Origin of the sequence: Methanoregula sp. (genome assembly GCF_002835825.1) — an archaeon.
In the GTDB taxonomy this organism is placed as follows: Archaea; Halobacteriota; Methanomicrobia; order Methanomicrobiales; family Methanospirillaceae; genus Methanoregula.
The window spans coordinates 1-1003 of record NZ_PIZH01000808.1 but is presented as its reverse complement, the minus strand read 5'-3'; the positions used below and the strand labels follow the sequence as shown (position 1 = coordinate 1003).

The following is a 1003-nucleotide window of genomic DNA, read 5'->3' as shown; positions in this document are numbered from 1 at the left end:
CTTGTCAGCATTTGCCATAGTATCGCCTGCTTACCTGTGTACCTGTAGTTAATATGCGGAACCGGCATATATAGGTTAAATAACGACCAGACGGTGATCCCATGACGTCGCGAAAGGAAGACGAGATTATGGCCGGGTACCTCCTCAAGGGGGGCAAGATGCTTGAGAAGAGCTGCAAGACCTGCGGCTGCCCGCTCTTCGAGGTGAAGGGAAAGACGCTCTGCGTGGTCTGCGCGGAGAACGAGACAGGAAAGGGCGCAGCAACAACGCCCGCTGCGACTGCTCCCCCCGCTGCCGGGCATGTCCATTCCGGCACCTGCGGGTGCGGCGTAAATCACGATGCCGAACCCTGCACCTGCGGGGACGAGGAAGGTGGTATGCTTGCCGAGGAGCTGGCAATGACTATTCACGCGCTCTGCGAGAGGATCCACAATGAGAAGGACCCGGAAAATGTCCTCCTTCTCATGCAGGCCGTAAAGTCCGGGACCGAATCCCTCGAAATATTGTGCCGGCTGTGATTTTTCAGCCAAATGCTCTTTTTTCCCTGACGGGTTTCCTTTGAATGGGGAATACCCGGGTCTTCAGAGAAATTACCGTGCCCGTCGCATTGTACGGGGCGCCCTGTCGGGACCGGTTTCCCCAATAACGTGAACCCAGATAAATTTTTGGCCCATGTCCTGGATCTTCTGTAAGATCGCGAGCGGGTCCACCTTCTTTCCCCGCGCCCGGATAATGTAATGAAAGTGTTCCGTCGTGACAACGTACCGCTTCTCTTCCAGAAAACGCTTGATCTGGTCCCGCTTTCCCCCGGAAATGTGATAGATCCCGTCATTTGCCGGTTGAGAAGGAGCCCAGTCTTTCAGTCTGATGTCGTACTCTTCTTTCACCGAACGGTACTGCGAGCCGGTGAGTATTTGTCCCGTGCTGAAGTGGGAAAGTGTATCCCATTGTACTTCATATTCCGGCTTTCCCGCCGGTTTCACTGAAACGGGCGCATCAGCGG

2 protein-coding genes are annotated in these 1003 nt (G+C 55.0%); one reads left to right on the top strand and one right to left on the bottom strand.

Features of this window, described 5'->3' with window-relative positions:
- Nucleotides 1–101 precede the first annotated feature (101 nt).
- Complete coding sequence (locus CW742_RS15360; protein ID WP_292421929.1) at nt 102–518, top strand: Sjogren's syndrome/scleroderma autoantigen 1 family protein; 417 nt, start codon at nt 102–104, stop codon at nt 516–518.
- Between the two features lie 72 nt (nt 519–590).
- On the opposite strand, the gene CW742_RS15355 is transcribed toward CW742_RS15360, so the two are convergent.
- Nucleotides 591–1003 (bottom strand): hypothetical protein (locus CW742_RS15355; RefSeq protein ID WP_292421927.1); only part of this gene is annotated, 413 nt, incomplete at its 5' end.